The sequence below is a fragment of the Sporacetigenium mesophilum DSM 16796 genome (assembly GCF_059569055.1).
In genome coordinates, this window is record NZ_JCANUR010000020.1 from 1 (window position 1) to 25,268 (window position 25,268).

The window sequence follows — 25,268 nt, forward strand, 5'->3', positions numbered from 1 at the left end:
TACTTTCTCTTTCATCGGATTTACGTTTTATATTAATATGTAATATATCAAAATATTTTAAAACTTGCAATATATTTTTTATTAATTTTATTTAATATTAAATTTCTAGTTTTTTTCCTATGCTTTTACCAAGTTTTATGTTGTATTGATAAATAATATACTAAAATATTCTTTAATTTGCAATATATATTTTTATTATTTCATTTTGATAAATTTTTTATCTTTTATGAAAATGGCTAATTGCAAAACTTAAGACTTATTTTATATATTAAATATATATTTCAAAAATATTTTTATGTTGCATTTATAAAATTCATTTTGTATAATCATTCTTAAAATATTTTGAATATTTAAATGCATTTAAAATTCAATAACTAAAAGAAGGTGTAATTATGATAAAAGTAGGTGTAGTAGGAGCTACTGGATATGCTGGCCAGCAATTAGTTTGGTTTTTATATAAACACCCTAATGTTACAATTTCTTATTTATCTTCTAATAGTTATACAGATAATTTATTCTCTACTATCTATGGAAATTACTGTAATAATCTAGATATGTTGTGCATAGACATGAAAGAAGCTGAAGATAGACTTAATGAAATTGATATTGTTTTTATAGCTCTCCCTCCTGGAAAATCATTTAATATTGTTAAAAAGGCACTTGATTTAGGAGTAAAAGTTGTAGATTTAGGGGCTGATTTTAGAATAAAAGATGCAGATTTATATAAGAATTGGTACAATCTCGATCATGAAGCTATCGATTTATTACAGTACTCTGTATATGGGTTACCTGAACTAAATAGAGATTCTATAAGAACTTCTAGTTTAATAGCCAATCCAGGTTGTTATCCAACTGCAAGTATATTAGCTCTAATACCTTTATTGAAAAATAAGCTTATTAAAACATCGTCTATAATCATAGATGCCAAATCAGGAATATCAGGAACTGGTAGATCTTTAAATACATCTACCCTTTATAGTGAATGCAATGAATCAATTAAAGCATATTCTATATCTTCACATAGACACACTCCTGAAATAGAACAAGTGTTATCTGATGTTTCTAATAAAGATATTTACTTGTCTTTTACACCTCATTTAGTTCCAATGAACAGAGGTATATTAGCTACATGTTATGCTAATTTGGTAGATGATATATCAGAAGAAGAACTATATGAAATTTATAACTCATTTTATAAAAATGAATATTTTATAAGAATTGTTAAAAACTTACCAGAAACAAGATGGGTTAAAAATTCAAATATATGTGATATTGGTATAAGAGTTGATAAAAGAACAAAAAGAGTTATAGTTGTTTCAGCAATAGATAACTTAATTAAAGGTGCTGCAGGTCAAGCAATACAAAATATGAATATTATCTTTGGGTTAAAGGAAAATACAGGATTAGATTTATTATCTATGTTTCCGTAATATATAAATCCTATGATAGGTATAGTAGATATAGCAACTGTTTCAGCGAGCTAGAGTTGGTGTGAGTCTAGTAACATAACTATATTGAAGAGAGCCCTTGAGGAGATTTTCTGAACTTAAGTAAGAAGATCCGGTTTCTCCGTTAAAAGAATTGAGTGGATGTAATTTTTTATATCAACAAGAGTGGTAACGCGGGATAACTCTCGTCTCTTAATTTTAAGAGATGGGAGTTTTTTGTATTTAAAAGAAAGGGTGATTATTGTGAAAATTTTAAAAAATAAAACCATTACAGATGTTCCTTATTTTAAGGCAGTAGGTATACATTGTGGATTAAAGAAGAAGAAAAAAGACATATGTGTAATATATAGTGAAAAAAAATCTATAGCCGCTGCTACTTTTACTACAAATAAAGTTAAAGCAGCCCCGATTATCTTAAATATGGAAAATATAAAATCAAATAACACACAGGCTATAGTTGTTAATAGTGGAAATGCCAATGCCTGTACTGGTGATGAAGGATTAACTAATGCCTATATTATGGCTAAAACTTCAGCTGATTGTTTAGGATTATCTCCTGAAGAAGTATTAGTAGGATCTACCGGAATAATAGGTGTTCCTCTTCCAATGGATATTGTTATTCCTGGAATAAAAGAAGCATGTAATTCATTATCCTATATAGGCGGAGAATCTGCAGCCGAAGCTATAATGACTACAGATACTTTTACAAAAAAAATAACTGTAGAAGTAGAAATAGATAAAAAAAATGTATTAATAAGTGCTATTGCTAAAGGTTCTGGAATGATTCACCCTAATATGGGAACTATGCTAAGTTTCATAGTTAGCAATGTAAATATATCAAAAGAAATGCTTTCTCTAGCATTAAAAGATAGTGTTGAAAATTCATATAATATGATATCTGTAGATGGAGACACTAGTACTAATGATATGGTAATAGTCATGGCTAATGGATCTGCCGAAAATTCTTTAATAGATAATAAGGACAATAATTTTATTAAATTTAAAGAAGCATTAGATTTTTTAAACAAAGAAATTTCTAAAATGATTGCCATGGATGGCGAAGGGGCTACAAAGTTAATAGAAGTTTCTTTGTTTAATGCAAAAACACTAAAAGATGCAAAATCATGTGCTAAATCAGTTATTTCATCAAGTTTAGTAAAATCAGCCTTCTTTGGAAGTGATGCTAATTGGGGCAGAATCCTCTGTGCTCTAGGTTATTCAAATGGAGAATTTTCACCTGAAAAAATTGATATATCCTTTAAAAACCACGCTGGAATCGTTGAACTTGTTAAAAACGGTAAAGGCCTATGTTTTAATGAAGATTTAGCAAAAGATATATTAGATCAAAAGAACATAAATATAACAATAGATTTAAAAGATGGTGAGTATAGTGCAACAGCTTGGGGCTGTGATTTGACATACGATTATGTAAAAATAAACGGTTCCTATAGATCATAAAAATTCTCGACCATCATGTCTCAAACAACCTTAAAAAGCTAGTCTATTGCTTTAAAAATGCTCCCTTTAAATAGGGAGCATTTATATTATTTCATACGTTCATTTAATTGTTCTAGTCTAACCTCTAATCTCATATTATCATCTAGAGTTCTAATATATGCAGCTTTTAAATCTCCATCTTGTTCTATACTTTCTATTGTAACTGGTCTATCATTATAATATACAACAGTATTTTCTTTATTATTAGAATTCATTATTTCAACAGCTCTTCTTAATTGCATAATCATACCTCCATACATTGTTTATATAGTAGATATGATAACCTCACAAAAAAATTTTATACAAATAATTTATTTTAAAAAATAAATACCCTCTTTGTTTATATAATTATTATTATTTCCTTCTACTATCTGTGCATATCCATTTTCAAAATCTGAAACTACTCTAAACTGTGGCAATATAACTATATCTCCATGTATATTTATAAATCCCCATACTCCACCTTTTGGCTGGGCTAAGCCTCTACTTAAGTTTGAAGAGCCTAAATTGAACTTTGCCAAACCCTCATTAAATGAACAAGCATAATCAAATACAGGTTTGACAACTAATTCTCCCTGTTTATCTATGTATCCCCACTTATTGTTAATACAAACAGGAGCTAACCCCTCTTTAAAATCTCCTACTCTATCATACAATATGTCTATAACTAATTCTCCATTTTTATTTATATATCCCCATTTATCGTTGAATTTAACCCCTGCTAAATCTTCTGAAAAGCTAGTTGCTAAATCGAAACTAGGTTCTATGATAAAATCTCCATTATTGTCTATGTAACCATATCTTTTTTTATGTTCTACTAAGGCTCTATTTTCTTTAAATAATGATGTATAGGTATAAGTTGGTTTTACAACAACTTCACCTTTTTTGTTTATAAATCCCCATTTTTTATCAGATCTTATAGCTGCTAAGCCTTCACTAAAACTTAAAGCTGATTCAAATTTAGGTTCTATTACTTGTTCAAGATTTGTATTAAGATATCCATATTTCCCGTCTATTTTTACAAGACCTAACCCCTCGCTAAAATCACTTGCATCTTCCCAATGAAGAAATAAGTTTATATCGCCAGTATTACCTATATATCCAAATACCCACCTTATAGAATTAGTTAACTTCTTGATATAGACTATTTTACTATATCCATCTATAAACTTACTTGAAACTTGTTTGAACCTTGGATTTATAACGACTTTTCCTTCTTTATTTATAAATCCATATTTACCATTTCTAAGTATAGGAAGAAATAGGTTTTTTTTATGCATAGCACCACCCCAGAATAATAAAAAATTCGCTACCCTCATGTCGCCAACGACCAGATGGGACCTTGCTCAAGTTTAGCGGTTGGAAATTGTAATTTAAATAAAATAATCAAAAATACCCTATAGTATATAGTTATTATTCTGGTATAAAATTTAGACATAAAACTTTTATAATTTAAAATTCGCTACGCTCATGTCGCCAACACCCTTGAAAAGCAGGCCCGTTACTCAAGTTTAGTAGTTGAAAATTAAAAAGAGCTGTCTAAAAGACAGCTCTATCCTAATTTATCACCTTTATTTACTTTTCGATCAGGTTGAATTAAAACAACTCCTTGTTCTGCATATACACCTAAAACTAAAACTTCAGATATAAAATTAGCAACTTGCTTTGGTGGAAAGTTTACAACTCCCAAGACCTGCTTTCCTACAAGTTGTTCAATTTCGTAACAATCTGTAATTTGTGCACTTGTTTTCTTTACGCCTAATTCACTTCCAAAATCTACCCATAGCTTATATGCTGGTTTTTTCGCTTTTTCAAATACTTCAGCATTTATTATTTCTCCTACTCTAATATCTAATTTCATAAAATCATTAAAATCAGCCATATCTTCCTCCTTTGTTGTAATATTCTAACAATTTAAACTAGTTATACCCATTAGATTGTCTATCTCATCCCCTGACAATGTTTCTTTTTCAATTAAAGCATTTGCTATATTGTCCAGCATATTTTTATTTTCTTTTAAAATTTTTATACTATCGCTATACAAATTTATAGCAATTTTTTTTCTTAATTCAAATAATTTTTCTTTATCATTATTATTGTCAAATTTAATAGGACCTATATCACTCATTCCATAATAACATATTATATTATCAATTATTGTAGTTGCTTTTTCTATATCATTTATGGCTCCAGTGGTTACTTGTTCTTCATCTTCATTAAAAAATATATATTCAGCTGCCCTTCCTCCGTATAATATCTTAACTTCATTATATAATTCTTTTTTAGATAATAGCCCCATCTTCTTTGGAGTTATAGCGGTTAGACCTCCTGCTCCATTAGTTGTTCCTATTATAGTAACTTTATGAACATCATTTTTTGTCAATAATTTAGTTAAAATAGCATGACCTGCCTCATGATATGATACAAGTTCTTTATCTTCTATACTCTTACTTTTATTTTTCACTAAATTTGCCTTGGTTATCATTTTTAGATAAGCTTCTTCAATATCTATCTTTGAAATTGAATCTTCATCTTTTATGGTTGCTATAATGGCAGCTTCATTTAATAAAGCTTTTATATCTGCACCTGAAAATCCTATAGTAAGTTTTGATAGTTCTTTAAAATCAACATCCCAAGCCAATGTTTTATCCTTCGAGTGTAGTTTTAATATATTTTCTCTGTCTTTTATGTCTGGAAGCCTAATTGCTATATGCTTATCAAATCTTCCTGATCGAACCAAAGCAGAATCTAGCATATCTATTCTATTAGTTGCCGCTATAACGACTATTTGGCTACTTTTGTTAAATCCATCTAATTCTGTTAATAATTGATTTAGAGTTTGATCTTTCTCATTATTATTAGACATTCCCCTTTTACCACCTACAGCATCTATTTCGTCTATAAATATTATACAAGGAGAATTATTTCTAGCCTTATTAAATAAATCTCTTACTCTTTTAGCTCCTACCCCTACGTACATTTCTACAAAATCAGAACCACTAGCATAAAAAAACGGAACATTAGCTTCTCCTGCTATTGCTTTGGCCATTAGTGTTTTTCCTGTACCTGGTTCACCATAAAATATAACACCTTTGGGTATTTCAGCTCCCATTTTATTATATTTCTCAGGATTTTTTAAAAAATCAACTAAGAATGTCATTTCTTCTTTTGCTTCTTCATTTCCTGCTATATTACAAAACTTAATTGATGTAGATTCATCGTTATTAATAATTACTTGATTATTTATACTATTAGAGTTAGCCTCCCTTTGTCTTGAAACAAATTTATATAGTGTAAATATCAACAATCCAACAAACAAAAATCCAAAAAAATTACTTCCTAATGATTTTTGTGTATTTTTACTCACTTGTTCAAATACTTGAATATTGTGTTTTAATAAATAATATTTAAAATCTTCATTCTTTGGGTTAAATGTCCTATATCCTAATATTGCATTTACATTTTTCTTCGAATTATCTTCGTTTATTTTTTCTTGAACTGTTTTCTGTTGATCATTACCTTTATGATATACTTGAGACACATTTACGTTATCTTTTACAGTAAAAAATATATATTCGTAATCTTTATCGTAGTATACGACATCTACATATCCTTGTTCGCAAAGTTTTTCAAAAGAATTAAAAGGAGTTATTTTTGTACTTTCTTTTAAAACTAATATTTTACCTTTATAAGACTTCATTGTATCGTCTACTTCTTCTTGAGATACAGTTTCAGAAGTTAAACTATATGAATAATTATTAAGGTTAAAACTTATTAAAAGCAGTAATATCAATAAAATTTTTATTACATTCTTCAAATATATTCTAACTATATAGTTATATATAGTTAGACTCACCCCCTTTAAAATATAAAATGAAAAAGAAAAATAAATATTTATATAAAATTAAACAATAGTAATAGTATTTCCTTCTATATTTTATATGTTTGTTCATCATTATTTTATGATTGATGCTTTTCATTGCATAAGAAAGAAGAAAGTAGTTTGAGAATAATACAAATTAAAATTGTAATACTAACTAATATGTATGATAATGCTCAATCTATATTGTTCCATTATCTACAATATCTAAAATTGTCATCAAATAATGTTTTGAGACACTAATGTGCACAGTTTAGAAATATAAAAGGAGGTAAAAAAATGGGCGCAAATACAAACAATGCTAAAAAGTTGTCTATGTCAGCTTTAATATTGATGATTTTTACATCGGTATTTGGTTTTGCTAATATGCCTAGATCGTTCTACTTAACAGGTTATGCTGCAATACCATGGTACGTAATCTCTGGACTTACATTCTTTATACCTTATGCTTTTATGATGTCAGAGTATGGTGCGGCTTTTAAGCAAGAAAAAGGTGGTATATACTCTTGGATGGAGAAATCTGTTGGAGCTAGATATGCATTCATAGGAACATTCATGTGGTATGCATCTTATATAATATGGATGGTTAACGTAGGTTCAGCAATTATGATACCTTTATCTAATGCCATATTTGGAACAGATACAACAGCAACTTGGTCATTATTTGGACTAAGTTCAACTCAAACTCTAGGTTTAATAGGCGTTTTATGGATAACTCTTGTAACATTTACAGCTACTAAAGGTTTAGAACAAATCTCTAAAATAACATCTGTAGGTGGTACTGCAGTTGCATTGCTTAATATAGTGTTAATATTAGGTGCTTTAGCTGTATTAATAGCAAATGGCGGAGAATTAGCTCAGCCAATAACTTCGGCTCAAGCATTTACAAGTGCACCTAACCCAGCTTATCAATCGCCACTTGCTATGTTATCATTCCTGGTGTTTGCTATATTTGCTTATGGTGGTATAGAAGTTGTCGGTGGATTAGTTGACCAAACTGAAAACGCTGAACAAACATTTCCTAAAGGTGTTACATTAGCTGCTATAATAATAACTATAGGGTATTCCGTAGGTATATTTATGGTTGGTATATTTACAAACTGGGCAAGTGTATTATCTTCAGAAAATGTACACATGGGTAATGCTGCTTATGTAGTTATGGCTAACTTAGGATATCAATTAGGGCAAGGATTTGGAATGGCTGAAGCTGCTTCATTAACACTGGGAGCATGGGTAGCAAGATTCGTAGGGTTATCAATGTTCTTAGCATTAACAGGAGCATTCTTCACACTAACTTATGCTCCACTTAAACAATTAATAGAAGGTACTCCAAAGGAATTATGGCCAGGTAAAATGGGTGAAATAAACGATGGAATGCCTAAAAATGCTATGTGGATTCAATGTATAGTTGTTGCAATTATGATGTTACTAGTATCATTTGGTGGTGAGGCAGCTGCTGCATTCTTTACTAAACTAGTATTAATGACTAACGTTGCCATGACATTGCCTTATATGTTCTTATCAGGGGCATTTGCTAAATTTAAGAAAAATAAAGATATTATTAAACCATTTGAAGTTTATAAGTCTTATGGAAGTGCTTTGTTTGCCACTGTAATAGTTACATTTACTGTAGGTTTTGCAAACTTCTTTACAATAATAGAACCTGCAACTAGAGGAGATATGTCATCTACAATTTGGATGATTGCAGGACCGTTATTTTTCACAATAGTTGCATGGTTGATGTATTCTAGATATGAAAGTAGAACAAAAGCATAATAAAATTTAAAACTAATGATAATAGTAGCTGACATGAAAATTATCTTGTCAGCTATTATTTATTATTGGAAAATAACATATTATTAAATCTTATATTGTATTTATCATGCTCGTATTATATATTAGAACTTATATATAATAACTAAAGAGGTGACTTAATGATTTCTAAACTTTTAATTAAGTCTTTTATAAAAGACTATGAAAACACTGACAACCCAGATATAAGAGAAAGATATGGATATCTAGGCGGTATAGTTGGTATATTTTCCAATATATTATTATTTATAGTAAAGTTTTTTGTTGGGACAATAACAAATAGTATTGCAGTAACTGCAGATGCATTTAATAATCTCTCTGATGTTTTATCATCTGTAATAACTGTATTAGGTTTTAAACTTGCTAGCAAACCTGCTGATGAGGAACATCCATATGGACATGGTAGAATAGAATATATATCTGCTTTAATAATAGCATCTCTTGTTTTATTAGTTGGATTTAGTTTCCTTAAGGCATCAATTGATAAAATTAGAAATCCAGAACCAGTTTTCTTTGAAATAATCCCTTTTTCTCTTTTACTTATTTCTGTAGGAATTAAGTTTTGGTTATCTAGGTTTAATATGTATGTTGGAAAAACTATAGACTCTTCTGCTCTAAAAGCTTCCTCAGTAGATGCTCTAAGTGATGTGTTTAGCTCTTTAACTGTGGCTATTTCTCTTTTAATATCTACATGGATAGACTTTCCAATTGATGGTATTATGGGTATTTTAGTTTCAGGTTTTATACTTTATTCTGGATATAATATATTAAAGGAAACTATAGATGATCTTTTAGGAACAAGACCTAGTGATGAACTTGTTGAAAATATTGAGCAAGCGCTTTTAAAATATAAACCAATAATAGATGTCCATGATTTGATTATTCATACTTATGGACCAAACAAGTATATGGCATCCATTCATGCTGAGGTTCCATCAGATTCTTCTCTTGTTGAAATTCATGATGTTATAGATCAAGCTGAAAGAGAAGTATCAAGGAAATTCAATGTTTTACTTGTAATTCACATGGATCCTGTTGTTACAGATGATAAGGAAGTTAATACAATAAGAAATATATCTGAAGAAATATTAAATAAGTTTCCTGATATTGAATCTTATCATGATTTTAGAGTTGTTGAAAGTGGAGATCATAAAAATGTTATGCTTGACGTTGTTGTAAAATCGCCTAAAAGTTATACTAGGAAGGATAAAGAAAAGCTTGAAAAAGAAATTGATTTTTATTTAAAAGCTTATAATCCAAATTTAAACGGTATAATAACAGTAGAACAAAATTTTAAAAAGGATTAAAAAAATTATAGGAAGGTCAATTGACCTTCCTTATTTATATTAATCTATTTTTTCAATTAATTCATCTATTGTATCCGCTTCTACTACTTCTCCATCTACTAATGCAACAGGTGTAGTTACTCCACATTGACCTGTACATATTGTATCTAAAGAATATCCTTTTTTATTTAGCTTTTCTTCAAATTCTTCAATAAAATCTGCATTGCAAGCTGGGCACATTTCTATAGTTTTCATAATTTTCAACCTCTCATGTTATTATATATTTTTTAATCTTTCAAATAATATATTATTTTCTAAGTGTATATGTTGGAATAAATCCGATTCTATTGCTTCTATCTTTTCATATGTTACTTCAAATGTTCTACATACATCTTGTGGAAGTTTAAATCCTTCTGTTATTTTTCTCATTTCTTTTATAATATCACCTGCTGCGTCATGTTCACTTTCTGTTTCATTCATAACCTTTATTGCTTTTTCTAAAGTTTCTTTTGATGGATTTTTTTCATATTCCTTTATTAATGGGAATAATAATACCTCTTCTTTTACTAAATGTTCTTCAAGTTCTGTTTTTAAGGCACTAAATAGCTTGTTTAATTTAGAAAGAAGTTCTCCATTGTGTTCATAATGAACTTGTAGTATTTTATTTAAATACTGTGCTGTAATAGGTAATTCTTCTTTTAAAAATGCATGATGCTTATTAACTACAAAATCTATTAAATCTGACATTTTTTCATTTCTCCAGTCAATATCATCACTCATAGTCTTTTTAAATTCATCGTATTCATTGTTTAGTTCATTCATTATTTTATTTTCATCTATACCTTGTTTTACTATTGCTTCTTCTAATAGTCTATCTCCTCCACAACAAAAGTCTATTTCATACTTCATAAATATATTTGTTGCTTTTGGGAATATTGTAGCTATTTCACCTATTCTTTGCTTTTTATTAAACATATATATTACCTCCTTGGGATATTGTTATTGTTTGCTTCCTGTTGATGATTTAATTATATTATATTATTATTATTAATTCTGTGACTCAAATCAAACTACAAAAAATTCGCTTTGCTCATGTCGCCAACGACCAGATGGGATCTTGCTCAAATTAAAAAGTGGCATTATTATAATTTATAATAATGCCACTTAGGTCTATTTATCTTCTTTTTTATTAAAGCTCTTTTCAAATTCAACAATTAATATAGGAAGTAATGATAATATAATTACTTCTAGCCAGTGTTGCCATCTTAAAGAAGTTATTTTAAATAAATTCCTTGTAAATTCACTAGATATTACACTGTATTGTAATAATGCTGATATAGCAACTGCTCCTACTAAATATTTATTCTTAAAAAATCCTACATCAAATAGTGAAGTTCTATCTGATCTTGTATTAAATGAATGAACAAGTTGAGAAAAACTCAATGTCATAAATGCCATAGTTTGAGCTATAATTGGATATCCATTTACAAATCCTTCTTTATAATCATATGGTAGGCCTAGTAAAAATGCATTAAATGCTAAAGCACCTATCATAAATCCTTGATAACCTATTTTAAATCCTAACCCATCGCTAAATACAGAGGCCTTTGCTCTTCTCGGTGGCCTATTCATAATATCAGCTTCTGCAGGATCTACCCCTAATGCAAGTGCTGTTAATCCGTCAGTTACTAAGTTTACCCATAATATATGAATTGGTAAAAGTGGGCTTGGCATTCCAATAAGGGTAGTAATAAAAATTAGAGCTATTTCACCAATATTACAGCTTAGTAAGAAGTGTATACTTTTTCTAATGTTTGCAAATATAGTTCTTCCCTCTTCCACTGCTGATACAATAGTTGCAAAGTTATCATCAGCCAATACCATATCTGCTGCACCTTTTGCAACCTCAGTTCCAGTAATACCCATTGCAGCTCCTATATCAGCTGTTTTAAGTGCCGGTGCATCATTTACACCATCTCCAGTCATAGCAACTATTTCTCCGTTAGATTGCCATGCTTTTACAATTCTTACTTTGTGTTCTGGGGAAACTCTAGCATATACAGAGTATTTTTTTACATTTTTTATTAATTCATCATCACTCATATTTTCTAGTTCTATTCCTGTAAGACATTCTTTTTTATCTTTTAGTATATCTAGCTGTTTCGCTATAGCAATTGCAGTGTTTTTATGATCTCCAGTTATCATTACAGGTTTTATTCCAGCATTTTTACATTTTGCAACTGCATCTTTTGCTTCTTCCCTTGGTGGATCTATCATGCCATATAACCCTAAGAAGTTTAGATCTTTTTCAAGGTCTGAAATATCACATGGAATACAATCTATTTCTTTATATCCTATTGCTAACACCCTTAGTGCATCATTTGCCATACTGTCATTAGCTTCATTTATAATTCTAGTATATATATCGTTAATATCCTTATGTTCATTATTTGATAAAATTCTACTACATTTATTTACTAATATATCAGGAGCTCCTTTTGTTATAGAAACTAACCTTCCATCAATATCATGTACAGTTGTCATTAACTTTCTATCTGAGTCAAAAGGTATTTCTGCTACTCTTTCATACTTTGACACTATATCTATTGGATCATGTCCTGTTTTTATTGCCAAATCTATTATTGAAACTTCAGTTGGATCTCCTATTTTTGTCCAATCTCCATTTATATATTGTACTTTTGTACCGTTACAAAGCACACCATATTCAATTAGTATTTTTTCTTCTTTCGAAATTGAATCTGAATTTTTTATAGGTAATACACTATTGTTAAAATATATTTTTTCTATGGTCATTTTATTTTGAGTTAAAGTTCCTGTTTTATCAGAACATATAACACGAGCTGCTCCTAATGTTTCTACTGCTGGAAGCTTTCTTATAATAGCATTTCTTTTTATCATTTTTTGTACTCCTAATGCAAGTACAATTGTAACTATTGATGGAAGCCCCTCTGGTATAGCAGCTACAGCTAAACTTATAGATGTCATAAACATTTCAAACATTTCATGACCTCTTAACATTCCTACAACAAATATTACTCCACATATTCCTAATGCTAAAATACCAAGTGTTTTGCCTAACTCTTCAAGTTTAACTTGTAATGGTGTTTGTTGTTCCTCAGCAGTATTAATCATTTCTGCTATTTTTCCTATTTCAGTATTCATTGCCGTTTCTACTACGATGGCACGTCCTCTTCCATAGGTTGCCAAGCTTCCCATAAATGCCATATTCTTTTTATCGCCTAAAGGTAAATTTTCATCATCTAATTTGTTACATATTTTATCTACAGGTATGGACTCTCCAGTTAGTGACGATTCTTCTACTTTTAAATTTACAGATTCTATTATTCTCACATCTGCAGGTATATAATCTCCAGCTTCAATTAATACAAGATCTCCTGGAACTAACTCTTCAACAGAAACAACACTTTGAACTCCAGCTCTTATTACATTTGCATGGGGAGATGAGAGTTTTTTTAGTGCCTCAAGTGACTTTTCTGCTTTACTTTCTTGTATAACACCAAGAGTAGCATTTAAAATTACAATAGCAATAATTATCATTGAGTCTGTTGTTTCACCTAAAAAGAATGATATTACAGCAGCAATAATTAATATAATAACCATAAAATCCTTTAGTTGGTCTATAAATTTTTGTATTATATTTTTTGATTTCTTTTCTTTTAACTTGTTATATCCATACTCGTTTAGCTTTTTTGAATATTCTTCTTTACTAAGTCCAGTTTGGATATTTGTATTAAAGTTTCTTTCGATTTCGTTTACACTTTTGTTATACCACATAATATAAAAATTCCCCCTTAAAAATCTTTTGTTCATAACTATAATTCAAATAGTTTGTCCTTTTAATGTTTACTAATTTATATGATAAAGTATTCTATTTTATTACTTATTTTTCAAAAAAAAATAAAGCTTATTAAATAAGCTCTATTTTATATATAGTCTTGTAGACTTTCTTCGTCTATTATTAATATTTTCTTAATTCCAATAAGTTTTATTAGACCTTCTTCTTCAAATTTCTTTAGTTTTCTACTTATTGTTTCTCTAGCAACTCCAGTATAGTTAGACATATCCTCTCTATTTATTGGAAGTTCAATTTCTATACCTTTTGAAGTTTCTTTTCCATATTTTTCTCTTAAATCCATTATTAAATATGCTAGCCTAGATTCAACATCATTAGTCGCTAGATGTTGTGCAAGATTTTCTACTTCTGATAATCTATTTCCTACAACTTCTAGTATTTTAATTCCTATTTCAGGTCTTTCTAATATTATATTTTTCATTTTGTCCTTTGTAAGTGTACACAACTTGGTTTTTGTTATAGCTTCTGCATTGAAATGGTATTCGCCTTTATTAAATAAATTTAACTCTCCAAAAAACTCTCCCTCAGAAAGTATATGTAGTATTTGTTGCTTACCATCTTTTGTATACTTATAAAGTTTGATTTTTCCCTCGTTTATAAGATATAGCTTGTCAGCTTCATTACCTTCTAAAAATATAGTGTCACCTTTAGTATAATCTGTATGACCAGTCATTTTAATAATTTCTAATAGTTCTTCTTCATTTAAATTTGAAAATATAGAAACTTTACTTGCACATAATTTATTTTTACATCTATCGCATGAACAATTCATTAAACTCACTCCTTCATGTATATTATACCATTGTTTTAGAAATTAAAACTAGCTCATATGTTACATAATCTGGTAACATATGAGCTAGTTTCATTTTATTTTGACGAATGTTTTTGTGATACATATTCATGAATAGTTTCTGCAACTTGTTTTGAGTATTTAACTGCCTCTACTACTGTTCTTGCTCCAGTAACTACATCACCTGATGCAAATACTCCTTCTTTTGTAGTTCTACCATATTCATCTGTAATAACAAGTCCATATTCATTTAACTCTATACCCTTTGTCGTTGATACTATATTTGATCTTGGTCCTTGGCTTACAGCAATAATTACCGAATCACATTCAAATAATCCATTAGGGTTTTCTTCATTTTGAGTATCTTTGTATACAACACCCTCATCTGTAATTTCAACAGGTGATTTATAAAGTTCAAATTTAACTCCATCAATTCTTGCACTATCTATTTCATGTTTTCTTGCTGACATGTTTTCCATGCCTTTTCTATACATTATATAGCTTTCTTTTGTCCCTTTTCTCAAAGCTGTTCTAGCTACGTCCATAGCAACATTTCCAGCACCTATAACACATACTTTATTCCCTAAGCTATAAACTTCTGGATTTTTTAAGTAGTCCATAGCATAATGAACATGGCCTAGTGATTCACCCTTTATATTAAGCTTATTAGGTTTCCATACACCAGTTCCTATAAATAATGCATCAAAGCCATCTCTAAATAATTCTTCAACTGTTATTACATTACCTATTCGTGTATTAGGTCTTATTTTAACTCCTAGATTTATAAGTTTATTTTTTAGCCTATCTAGTGTACTTTTAGGTAGTCTAAATTCTGGTATCCCATACCTTAATACGCCACCTATTTTATCATGAGCTTCAAATATTGTTATACTATATCCTTTTAATGCCAAAATAAGTGCTATAGTTAATCCAGCAGGGCCAGACCCTATTATACCAATATTTCCCTTTAGTTTTTGTGTTGGCTTTTCATCTAATATATCTAAATAATAATCAGATATATAATTTTCTATATTACCTATATTAACAGGAGTTGATTTTATTCCCATTACACAATTTCCTTCACATTGTTTTTCATGAGGACAAACTAGTGAACAAACTGAAGATAATGGATTGTTTTCAAATAAAATTTTACCTGCTTCTTGTATTTTCCCGTCTAAAAATAATTCGATAACCTCTGGTACAGATGTACCTACAGGACATGCTTTTTTACATCTTGGGTTTTTACATTTAAGACATCTTTGTGCTTCATTTAATATATGATTTGACATAATATCACTCCTATGACGATAATTATGCTTACTATATAATATGGCATATAAATTTTTTATAACATATAGTATCGCATATAAATACTTATTTCTATTATATAGTATCACAAATACCAATTTTTTTGTATACATGATACAATAAATAAAATAATAACAACTAACTAATAATTATTAGCCAGTTGTTATTGTTTTATTCTACTTCCATATCTAATTCAACACTTGGATTTTCCTTTTTATTTATAAATTCCCATCTTGTTTCGGCTGTTATTATTGCAAGGAATATTGATATACAACCTAAAATCATTCTGCCAGTTAAACTTTCTTTGAGAAAAATCACTGAGAATATTATGCCAAATACAGCTTCCATACTTATTATTATAGCTGCATGGGTGGAGTATGTGTATTTTTGAGCTAGTGTTTGAAGGAAAAAAGCAATACAAGTAGCAAAAACTCCCATATAAAAAATAGACATCCAACTACTAGTAGGGATACTTGCTGGTAGTTTTTCATATATTATAGCTGTAAATGAACATAATAAAGCTACTACTCCAAACTGAACTACTGTTAGTATCATTATGTCAATTCTTTTAGAATAATATCCTGTTAAAACTATATGACACGCGTAAAAGAATGCACATAAAAGTGTTAGACCTTCACCTATACCTATTGAACCTAATTTTTCATTTAAAGTTAATATTGCAATTCCTACAAAACAAATTATAACTGCAATAAACGAAAACTTATCCGGTTTTTCTTTAAATATTGCCCAGTAAATAAAAGGAACCATTACAACATTTGTGCCTGTTAAAAAAGCAGTTTTTCCTACACTTGTATACTGCATCCCTATTGTTTGAGTAGCAAATGCTATATAAAGAATAAGCCCCACAATTGCTGCCCCTTTTATATTTTTTAACTTGATGTTTTTTAATTTTTTTGTAGATATTATTCCGACTATAAAAAATGCTATCCAAAATCGCATTGCAGATAAATACAGCGGAGGAATATGGTCAAGTGTATTTTTAGTAGCTATATAACCGCTACCCCATATTATTGTAACAATAAGTAGTGCTACATCTGCAAATAATATTTTCTTTTTATCTGTTATTTTCAAAAAATCACCTCTATTATAAATATATACTAAATACTTTATTTCATCCATACTTTATACCATATAATTTAAAAGGCCTGTTCTTTAAATTCAAGAACAGGCCTTTTAAATTATATTTTTATTTTATTTTCAACAGTTACCAAAACTATACTTCTGATGATTTATCACTTAACCATTTATTTCATTTTCAGTAGCTGCTACAACGATTGCTGCTGATGTATCACCTACAACATTTACAGTTGTTCTTGCCATATCAAGTATTCTATCAATACCGGCGATAAGTGCTATTCCTTCTAATGGAAGTCCCACTGACTGTAATACTAACGAAAGCATTATAAGACCCGCTCCTGGAACTCCAGCAGTACCTATAGAAGCCAAAGTAGCTGTAAGAATAATAGTTGAGTATTGAGCCGCTGTAAGATCAATTCCATAAACTTGGGCAATAAATAGTGCACATACACCTTGATAAATTGCTGTTCCATCCATATTTATTGTAGCTCCAAGAGGAAGTACAAAACTTGCAATTTTGTCTGAAACCCCTAGATTTTCTTTCACGCATTTTATACTTACAGGTAAAGTTCCTGAACTACTTGTAGTACTAAAAGCTGTAAGTGCTGCTGGCATAACACCTTTAAAGAATTTAATAGGACTTATTTTTCCAAAAACCTTTACAGCAGAGCTATATACTATAACAGAGTGTATTAATCCTCCTATATATACAGCCATAATAACCTTTATTAATGGTAATAACACAGATATTCCGTTTGTTGCAACAACTGGTACTATAAGTCCAAATATTCCATAAGGTGCTAGTTCCATTATAAAAGAGGTTATATTATACATTGTCTCTGCTAAACTATCAAAAAAACTAATAAAAGGTTTTCCTTTGTCATCTGGAAGAGTTGTAGCTCCAATGCCAAGGAAAAGTGCAAAAATAATAATTTGAAGCATATTACCTTCTACTAATCCTTGTAGCGGATTACTAGGTACCATGTTTAATAATGTTGTTATTATACTTGGAGCCTCTTGTGCAACTGCCTCAGCCTCTGCCGGTATACTTAAGCCCGATCCTGGTTGAAATAATGTTCCCATTGAAAGTCCTATCGCTACAGCAATCCCTGTTGTTAAAAGATAGTAGATAAATGTCTTTCCACCTATTCTACCAAGAGCTTTGATATCACCTATGCTAGATGCCCCAACAATAAGAGATGATAATACTAAGGGTACTATTATCATTTTAATCATATTGATAAATAGAGTCCCTATAGGCTGAATATAAGTAGTTGCTATATCGGGATTATTTGTTAGTAATAAACCTACAGCAACACCTATTCCTAACCCAAGAATGATTTTTGTTGTTAATTTCAAACACTACACCACCTTATTAATTTTGTCTTTTATATTCTTCGACAATATTTTCTTAATTCCTTTGTTTTTCTATGTTTTTTTATATTTTACACTAAAAATAGCTATATATTTTAAAAATATATAGCTATTACTTAATAATATTAACTTTTTTCAAGTTTCATTTTTTTTAAAAAATTCATATTAATTCTTTCAAACATTCCTTAATATTGTTTTAAGGTTACTTAAAAATTAGCTAATTGTTCACCTAACATCTTACATAAATCTATACCATCATCATCAGAGGTCTGATTGATTATCAATCCATCATCTACTAATTTTGCACTATAGTTAGATTATTTGGATATTCAACTAGATAAGTAAAAAAATTAATAACAAAAGAGGTGCAAGATTTTATTTTGCACCTCTAGGTATAACTTATTTATTTGGAGTAAATGTACAGTATCCAACCTTATCACAGTCATCTTTCATTTTTGCCCATGCTTCTTTGTCAGTTATTGATTCCATAGCTGTTGGGTAAAGTATATAATTTTCTTTAAATATGTGATCTCTTAAGTGGAATACTACATATTTAGCTGCTTCATCTAATCTTTCTTTAAATTCAGCAAAGTCCATTTCTGCTACTTTTTCTGCTAATTCTTTTATTGTATGTTTTCTTATTCTTAAATCATCGTGTTCCATTCTCATTATTCTAGTAGGGCCTGTTATTTGTCTATTTTCCATTGCTATAAACAATACATCTTCTTCTCTCTTGTGATGTGGTTCTGCCCCTAGTAATCCTTCTGCTAACTCTCCTAATCTATTGAATATAGGATCTTCTTTGTATGAATCCATTTTTTGAATATCTAAATTTAATTCATCTAATTCTGATAAGAATTTTAATATTTCATCATGTTCAATTATTAATGTATGAAGAACATGACCTTCTTCAACTTGAGCTCTAAGTTTTTCAAGCTCATCTTTTAATACTTCCATGTGTATATCACATAAATGTCTCAAATCTTCTGGCTTCATACCTTCTTCTATAAGTTTTTGTTCAGCCATTGATAATTCTAATGGATTTATGTCAGATACTAGTTCTAGTGCTACTTTTCTATTTTCTTCAGTTGCACCTTCAACGTTTAACTTTTTTAATATTGCTGCTAATTTATCTATTTTGTTCATGTAAAACACCCCTTATTTTTATATTTTAATTTATTTTAATTCGATGATTTTATTATATAAATAATTTACTTATGATTCTGTGATTGTAATCAAACTTTGTAAATTTATTTTTATTAATGTTTTGTTTTTTTCTATAATCAAATTATAATAAAATAAACATAAAAAAGACGTATCCTACGTTACATAAAAAAAGACCATGCTAAAAATAACACAGTCTTAAATAAGTATCTTAATTTATAATAATATCATAGGTAAAAATGCTACTAAATTATTTAGCATATGGGCTATTATTGGAGCTGATAGTTTACCTGTAGAATCATAAGCATATGCAAAAACCGCACCTAGCATAGTATATACCGGAAGTAATATAATATCTTGACCTAATGAACCTTGATAAACACTCATTATTAGGTGTACACTTCCAAATATTAATGATGATACTACATATGCTAATATTTTGTTTTTATGCAATATACTTCTAAATATAACAAATCTAAATATAATTTCTTCCATAATAGGAGCAAATACTACTACTGCAATAAATTGAGTATAAGGAGATTCTTTTACCATATTATTGATGGCCTCTTGGTTGGCCCCTTGTTCAGTAATAAATAACCCCATTATAATATTAAATATCATTATTACAAAATATAGCTTTAATGCCAATGTGTATATTTTAATGTCTTTAAATCCCTCTAGTATTTTTGGTATATGCTTTCTCATTATAAATAACATAATAGACATTGTAATGAGTGTAACTACAGTGTCTATTCCGTAAGAAAGAACATCCGGGATATTCATACCTAATATAAGATCAATAATTATAAAATATACTAAGTACAAAATCTGAGGAAATACAAGATATGCTATTATTAACCAAGAAACTTGTTTTTTTCCTAACCTTAGATTAATATCATTATTATTGAATAACAAATTTGTTTTTGTCATAATTCTATTCCTTTCAACTATAAAAGTTAAATTACATATATTCAAAATATATTTATATTTCTATATATTATACCAGAATAAAATATGTTACAAAACAAAAATTCGCGACCCTCATGTCGCCAACGACTAGATGGGACCTTGCTCAAATTTATCGGTTGAAAATTAAAATACCGTACTTTTACAGTACGGCATTTTATAAACTATTGAAAGACAAGTCTTATATTATCTTTATTTAAATTACTACCTATAACACAAAGCTTTCCGCAATCTTGGATTTCACTTTTATTTATAGTGTAATGACCATTTGTATAATTAAATTCTAAATTACCATCATTACTTTTTAAAAAACCTTTAGCTCTTAGTATTATTCCATCTTTTCCTTCACTAAGAGAGTTTAGTATATTCTCTATTTCCTTCTTAGTGTATATGTTAGGTGTCTTTATTGATATACTGCTTATATTTGGAGTTGTTTTAAAAATACTTTTTATATTATAAGCATGTTCTAAATCAGCAAGTATATTTCCTTGAAGCAATTTTATTATTTGATTTGGAGATAAGTTATCCCAGTCTTCACTTATTATATAGGCCTTAGGATTTAATTCTCTTAAAGAACTTATTATATCATTTATTTCTTTGTCATCAATATGTTGAGTCTTGCTTAATATTAATGTTGAAGCATTTACAATTTGATCCTCAAAGAAATATCCAAAACTATCTATATAATCAAAGTAATTAACACTGTCAACAACAGTAACTAACGAAGTAATAGCACATTTTTCTTTTAAGTAAGGCTTATTCATTATTTCTATTATTTCACTTAACATACCTATTCCTGTTGGTTCAATTATAATACGTTCTGGATTTAAGTCTTCAATTATATTGGAAATTGTATCTGTAAAATTCAATTTTATACTACAACATATACAACCATTTTGAAGTTCTATTACTTCATATCCATCACCTTTTATAATTTCTCCATCTATTCCTATTTCTCCAAACTCATTTTCTATTATAATTACTTTTTCATCGCTGTATGACTTTAATAGCTTTCTTATTAATGTTGTTTTTCCTGAGCCTAAAAAACCTGAAATTATGTCTACTTTTATCATTAATGTCACCACTATTTCTTATAATTCTTAGCACAATCAACTAAGATTTGTATATTTTCTAGTTTAGTTTTTGGGCCTATTCCACAAGCAGGAGATAATATATGTACTCCACTGTCTAAACATGAGTTTGATATGGACTTAATATTGTCTTTGTTATTTTCTAATGCAAATGTACTTACATTTCCCATGATTACCTTATTATGAACATTTTCTACTACATGTCTAGCACTAGTTATAGAATCGAAGCTAATTGCATCGCTATTTAAAGCATTTAAATCATCGTATATGGTCTTTAGCTTCCCACATATATGTATTATAGTACCACCAGGTGCATGGTCCTTTAAGCTATCAATAATCATATTTAAATATGGAGTAGCAAATTCCCTAAATGATTTTGAACCTAATATTTCACCTGTCCCACTTGGATCAGAAATAGTTAAAACATCAGCTCCTGCATCTAACTGTGCTTTTCCAAATGATATAAGATTTTCTGTAACGAATTTCATAAATTCATGAGACTCTTCATTTTTCTTTCTTAATTGTTTGTAAAAAATCATAGGTTCCATTAATGATGATGCTAAACTTATAGGGCCAGTTAAGTTGGCTATTATAGGCACATCATTGTTGTTTTCTTTTAATATTTTTATTGAATCTAAAACAACCTTAACTCTTCCTTCAGTTGTATCTATGTATTTTAATTTATTCCAATCTTCTACAGTTTCAATTGGATATTCTGTGACTCTAGGTTCAGTAGTTTTAGTACCCATATTTACTCCTGCTCCCATAGCCTCAGCTTCTACAGTCATACAAAATGGAACACCAAAGTTTTCAAATCCTCCATTTTCATATATTCCATGTGTTAACTTTGCCATCATTAAAGGATTTGTATGTGCATCTGGCCACTTAACATCTACAATGTCCATAACATCTTCTATTATCATGTTCATCATTCCACCAGGACATATGCATGGTGGGCGATCTACTTTTTCCCCTTTTAATACTTTGTACAATCTTTCTTTTGGAGTAAACATTAAATCACTTCCTTAGATAATTTTATTTTTTCAACTAAGTCCTTTGCAAGTTTTACTCCCTTTGATGCTTCTGAGGCATACCCGTCTGCTCCTATTTTATCTGCGAAACTTTGAGATATTGGTCCTCCACCTACCATTACCGCTATTTCATCTTTAATATTTTCACTTTTTAATATATTAACAACAGCTTCCATGTTTTCCATTGTAGTTGTCATAAGAGTAGATAACCCTATAAGATTTGCCCCTACTTCTTTTGCTTTATTTACAAAATCAACTGGAGGCACGTCTCTACCTAAGTCATATACTTCAAAACCTGAAGTTTCTAACATAATCTTAAATAAGTTCTTGCCTATATCGTGAGTATCTCCTTCCACAACACCTACAACTGCCTTATAAACTTCCTTCTCTGAATCAATTTTTAGATGTGGCTTTAATACATCTATTCCTGCATACATAGCATCTGAACATACTAAAAGCTCTGGAATAAAATACTCTTCTTCTTCATATAATTTTCCTGCTTTTTCCATACCATCTGCTAGCCCATTAGATATTCCTTCATACGCATCAAACCCGTTATTTATGTAATCTATAGCAACTTCTTCTACTCTGTCGTCTTCCATTTCTAAAACACATTCTGATAGTTCTTTTAATAATTTTTCCTTTAAATTATTCATGTTTATCCTCCTTAAGTTTCTATAATTCATTTATATTAATAGGGTACGTGCCGTATATTCTTGCAGCATCCATAAGGGCTATTATTTTATTTGGATCTGTTCCAATAGGTACATCACATCCTGTACTTAATATAAATCCCTTTGGACTATCATAAGCCTTTGATATACACACTCTTGCTGCTTCGTATATATCTTCTATTGACCCTCTCATTATTGTATCAACAGGGTCTACGTTTCCTATTAAACGTACTTTATCTCCATAAGCTTTTTTAAGTTCTCCTATGTCATCTACATTATCTAAACTTAAGTTTGCTATTCCTACATCAACCATATGCCCCCATATCTTTTTTGTCTTCCCACATATATGAAGTGTAGTTCCTCCACCAGTTCTTTTTATTATTCTATCCATACATCTTTTTAGGTATGGTTTAGCGAACTCTACAAAGTTCTTTTCGCTTATCATGGTAGAAGACGCATTTGGTTCTGCGATTCCTGGAGCTAACCCTATATCGCAAGCTGCATCTATATAATTTATAACACTTTGTGTAGCAATTTCTAAAAGTTTGTGAGCCATTTCAGGATCTCTATTTAAGTCTCTTAAAAAGTTATCAGTTCCTCTTAAGAAAGAAGCAGTAGTAAAAGGCCCTCCCATAGTTGTTCCTACCCCTATTACAGGGCTTAACTTTTCATTAGTTATTTTAAGTGCTTCTAAAAAATAATGTATTCTTCCATCTTTATATGGATCTATTGGTCTCAGCTTATCTATTTCACTATAATCATTTATTGCAGGGGCGCTAATGTATGGAGTACTGTTTGTTGTAATTGTAAGTTTACTTCCCATTGCCTCTGGTATACCTTGAAGTCCCGGTCCAAATCCTACACTATCAGGGCGAAACTTTTCATAACTTCCTACAGCTACGTTAACAAGAGCCTCTACCGAATTATTATATTCATATATTGTGTGTCCAAATATAGGTGCAACACTTTCTCCTAGAAATGGAGAACATGGAATTCTATCTATTTCTTTTCCACTTGCAAAAGCCTCCATTCTTTCCTTTGGAGTCATTTCATCTTTTTTAATTATGTATGCCACAAGTAACACTCCTTTTTCAATTATATCCACTCTTATTCAATATTTTACATCATTATGCAATATGCGACTAATTGGAAAAATCAATAGTTACTTAGTTATGTATTAGTTTTATTTATAACAGATAAAAGCCGTTCTTTTGGTATTAAATAAAAGAACGGCTTAAAAATTAAATTATTAATTTATTTATAAAATTATGTATCTCCTTTGATACAGCTTCACATGTATTACTGCATAAAATTACATGGCCACCTTCTTCAAAATATCTTATATCTTTTATATTTCCGCATACATTGTCATATATATATTTTCCACTGGTATTTTTAACAGTATCGTCATCCATAGCTTGTATAACCAATATAGGACATTTAATATTTTTAACTAACTGCTTAGTTTTATAAAGTAATACCCTAAAATTTATAAGAGATAATACAGGAAATTTCAAACTTGAGTCTATATATCTTTTTATATTATTAGGCTTTTTATTTTTTATATCACTTACTATATTTGATAATATCTTTTTTATATCCCAGTAATATATTGGCGAGTTTATTGTGACCAAACCTTTAATGTTATACTTTAAAGCTAAGTTAATACAAATAAGCCCTCCCATAGAAAAACCTATTAAAAATATATCATCACATCTTTCTTTCAATTTGATTAGTCCTTCTTCAGCTGAATTTATCCAGTCATTATAATCTGCTTTTCCTAGATCTTTTCTTATTCCTGTATGGCCTTTGAGTATAGGACTTTCTATATAGTATCCCTTATTTTCTAAATAGTTTTTTAGATATTCAATTTCAAATAAATGCCCTCCAAATCCATGAACTATTAAGAATCCTTTATTATTTTTCATATTATTATTCCTTCATATAGTTTTTA

22 protein-coding genes and 1 other annotated feature are annotated in these 25,268 nt (G+C 29.3%); of the genes, 4 read left to right on the forward strand and 18 right to left on the reverse strand.

Going from position 1 to position 25,268, the window contains the following annotated elements; all coding sequences use genetic code 11:
* Nucleotides 1-392: 392 nt before the first annotated feature.
* On the forward strand, nucleotides 393-1,430 hold the full coding sequence (gene argC, locus BS62_RS13140) for an N-acetyl-gamma-glutamyl-phosphate reductase (protein ID WP_496491738.1): 1,038 nt from the start codon (nucleotides 393-395) through the stop codon (nucleotides 1,428-1,430).
* 3 nt (nucleotides 1,431-1,433) lie between these two features.
* Nucleotides 1,434-1,644 (forward strand) — a binding site (T-box leader).
* Nucleotides 1,645-1,691: 47 nt separating this feature from the next.
* The gene (argJ, locus tag BS62_RS13145; RefSeq protein WP_496491739.1) at nucleotides 1,692-2,906 is read left to right on the forward strand and encodes a bifunctional ornithine acetyltransferase/N-acetylglutamate synthase; all 1,215 of its coding nucleotides are present in this window, start codon (nucleotides 1,692-1,694) and stop codon (nucleotides 2,904-2,906) included.
* Between the two features lie 86 nt (nucleotides 2,907-2,992).
* Here argJ and BS62_RS13150 read toward each other — a convergent pair whose 3' ends face one another.
* From BS62_RS13150 to BS62_RS13165, 4 genes are all read right to left on the reverse strand, one after another.
* The gene (locus BS62_RS13150) at nucleotides 2,993-3,187 is read right to left on the reverse strand and encodes a small, acid-soluble spore protein, H family (RefSeq protein ID WP_496491740.1); all 195 of its coding nucleotides are present in this window, start codon (nucleotides 3,185-3,187) and stop codon (nucleotides 2,993-2,995) included.
* Between the two features lie 69 nt (nucleotides 3,188-3,256).
* Nucleotides 3,257-4,225: a WG repeat-containing protein gene (locus tag BS62_RS13155; protein WP_496491741.1), complete on the reverse strand. Its 969-nt coding sequence runs from the start codon at nucleotides 4,223-4,225 to the stop codon at nucleotides 3,257-3,259.
* 272 nt (nucleotides 4,226-4,497) lie between these two features.
* Nucleotides 4,498-4,827 carry a tRNA-binding protein gene (locus BS62_RS13160; RefSeq protein ID WP_496491742.1) on the reverse strand — a complete coding sequence of 110 codons (330 nt, stop codon included), beginning with the start codon at nucleotides 4,825-4,827 and terminating at the stop codon, nucleotides 4,498-4,500.
* Nucleotides 4,828-4,851: 24 nt separating this feature from the next.
* Nucleotides 4,852-6,801, reverse strand: a complete 1,950-nt coding sequence (locus BS62_RS13165; protein WP_496491743.1) for an ATP-dependent metallopeptidase FtsH/Yme1/Tma family protein — start codon at nucleotides 6,799-6,801, stop codon at nucleotides 4,852-4,854.
* Between the two features lie 303 nt (nucleotides 6,802-7,104).
* On the opposite strand from BS62_RS13165, the gene yjeM reads away from it, so the two are divergent.
* Together yjeM and BS62_RS13175 are read left to right on the forward strand one after the other, a co-directional pair.
* Nucleotides 7,105-8,601: a glutamate/gamma-aminobutyrate family transporter YjeM gene (gene yjeM, locus BS62_RS13170; protein WP_496491744.1), complete on the forward strand. Its 1,497-nt coding sequence runs from the start codon at nucleotides 7,105-7,107 to the stop codon at nucleotides 8,599-8,601.
* Nucleotides 8,602-8,759: 158 nt separating this feature from the next.
* Entirely contained in the window at nucleotides 8,760-9,944 is a 1,185-nt protein-coding gene (locus tag BS62_RS13175) for a cation diffusion facilitator family transporter (RefSeq protein ID WP_496491745.1), read from the forward strand.
* 39 nt (nucleotides 9,945-9,983) lie between these two features.
* Here the strand turns inward: BS62_RS13175 and BS62_RS13180 are convergent, their stop codons facing one another.
* The 14 genes from BS62_RS13180 to BS62_RS13245 all read right to left on the reverse strand — a co-directional run bounded on the left by BS62_RS13180 (nucleotide 9,984) and on the right by BS62_RS13245 (nucleotide 25,242).
* A complete protein-coding gene (locus BS62_RS13180) occupies nucleotides 9,984-10,178 on the reverse strand; it encodes a DUF1450 domain-containing protein (protein ID WP_496491746.1) in 195 nt (64 codons plus the stop codon).
* A 21-nt stretch (nucleotides 10,179-10,199) separates the two neighbouring features.
* Nucleotides 10,200-10,898, reverse strand: coding sequence for an iron-sulfur cluster repair di-iron protein (gene ric / locus BS62_RS13185; RefSeq protein WP_496491747.1), 699 nt, complete (start codon nucleotides 10,896-10,898; stop codon nucleotides 10,200-10,202).
* A 195-nt stretch (nucleotides 10,899-11,093) separates the two neighbouring features.
* Complete coding sequence (locus BS62_RS13190; RefSeq protein WP_496491748.1) at nucleotides 11,094-13,739, reverse strand: calcium-translocating P-type ATPase, PMCA-type; 2,646 nt, start codon at nucleotides 13,737-13,739, stop codon at nucleotides 11,094-11,096.
* Nucleotides 13,740-13,888: 149 nt separating this feature from the next.
* A complete protein-coding gene (locus tag BS62_RS13195; RefSeq protein ID WP_496491749.1) occupies nucleotides 13,889-14,590 on the reverse strand; it encodes a Crp/Fnr family transcriptional regulator in 702 nt (233 codons plus the stop codon).
* Nucleotides 14,591-14,685: 95 nt separating this feature from the next.
* A complete protein-coding gene (locus tag BS62_RS13200) occupies nucleotides 14,686-15,897 on the reverse strand; it encodes an NAD(P)-dependent oxidoreductase (RefSeq protein WP_496491750.1) in 1,212 nt (403 codons plus the stop codon).
* Between the two features lie 190 nt (nucleotides 15,898-16,087).
* On the reverse strand, nucleotides 16,088-17,008 hold the full coding sequence (locus BS62_RS13205) for a DMT family transporter (protein WP_496491751.1): 921 nt from the start codon (nucleotides 17,006-17,008) through the stop codon (nucleotides 16,088-16,090).
* Nucleotides 17,009-17,173: 165 nt separating this feature from the next.
* Entirely contained in the window at nucleotides 17,174-18,373 is a 1,200-nt protein-coding gene (locus BS62_RS13210; protein WP_496491752.1) for a dicarboxylate/amino acid:cation symporter, read from the reverse strand.
* A 414-nt stretch (nucleotides 18,374-18,787) separates the two neighbouring features.
* Nucleotides 18,788-19,534 (reverse strand): DUF438 domain-containing protein, encoded by a 747-nt coding sequence (locus BS62_RS13215; RefSeq protein WP_496491753.1) that lies wholly within the window; start codon nucleotides 19,532-19,534, stop codon nucleotides 18,788-18,790.
* A gap of 234 nt (nucleotides 19,535-19,768) precedes the next feature.
* Nucleotides 19,769-20,482 carry a CPBP family intramembrane glutamic endopeptidase gene (locus BS62_RS13220; protein ID WP_496491754.1) on the reverse strand — a complete coding sequence of 238 codons (714 nt, stop codon included), beginning with the start codon at nucleotides 20,480-20,482 and terminating at the stop codon, nucleotides 19,769-19,771.
* A gap of 200 nt (nucleotides 20,483-20,682) precedes the next feature.
* Nucleotides 20,683-21,591, reverse strand: coding sequence for a CobW family GTP-binding protein (locus BS62_RS13225; RefSeq protein ID WP_496491755.1), 909 nt, complete (start codon nucleotides 21,589-21,591; stop codon nucleotides 20,683-20,685).
* A gap of 11 nt (nucleotides 21,592-21,602) precedes the next feature.
* Complete coding sequence (locus BS62_RS13230; protein WP_496491756.1) at nucleotides 21,603-22,622, reverse strand: methylcobamide:CoM methyltransferase MtbA; 1,020 nt, start codon at nucleotides 22,620-22,622, stop codon at nucleotides 21,603-21,605.
* On the reverse strand, nucleotides 22,622-23,296 hold the full coding sequence (locus tag BS62_RS13235) for a corrinoid protein (RefSeq protein ID WP_496491757.1): 675 nt from the start codon (nucleotides 23,294-23,296) through the stop codon (nucleotides 22,622-22,624). Before BS62_RS13235 ends, BS62_RS13230 begins: the two co-directional genes overlap by 1 nt.
* 19 nt (nucleotides 23,297-23,315) lie before the next feature.
* Entirely contained in the window at nucleotides 23,316-24,389 is a 1,074-nt protein-coding gene (locus BS62_RS13240) for a uroporphyrinogen decarboxylase family protein (RefSeq protein ID WP_496491758.1), read from the reverse strand.
* Between the two features lie 166 nt (nucleotides 24,390-24,555).
* The gene (locus tag BS62_RS13245; RefSeq protein ID WP_496491759.1) at nucleotides 24,556-25,242 is read right to left on the reverse strand and encodes an alpha/beta hydrolase; all 687 of its coding nucleotides are present in this window, start codon (nucleotides 25,240-25,242) and stop codon (nucleotides 24,556-24,558) included.
* Nucleotides 25,243-25,268 lie beyond the last annotated feature (26 nt).